Annotated in this window: 1 pseudogene; it reads right to left on the minus strand. The window is 70.8% G+C overall.

What is annotated here, in order from left to right:
• Positions 1-130 precede the first annotated feature (130 nt).
• Positions 131-332: pseudogene (locus G6O68_RS32620) on the minus strand (hypothetical protein); the annotation flags it as partial.

Raw genomic sequence — 332 nt, forward strand, 5'->3', positions numbered from 1 at the left:
ATCCGCTGGAACCGGTTCGCGTTGGCCACGCGGACCCGGTCCCGCTTCTTCAGGATCCACCCCCACTTGCCCTTGAGCTTGTTGTGGGCGGCCGGGATCCAGCCGTGGATCGTCAGCGTGTGCGTCGCCATCAGCCGTGGCTCGCGTCGTCTTCGTCGGCGTCGTAATCCGCATCGTCGTCGCGGCCGGACTGTGGTTCCCCGTCGTGGTCGATCTCCGGTGCGGACGACCCGTCGAGTGGCCCCGCCTCGTCGCCCTGGACGCCCGCGGCGGCGTCCTCGGGGGCGGAGTCGACGGATTCCCCGTCGCCGGCCTCCGAAGCGTCCTGGACC

It is taken from the genome of Paludisphaera soli, assembly GCF_011064595.1.
Lineage (GTDB): Bacteria > Planctomycetota > Planctomycetia > Isosphaerales > Isosphaeraceae > Paludisphaera > Paludisphaera soli.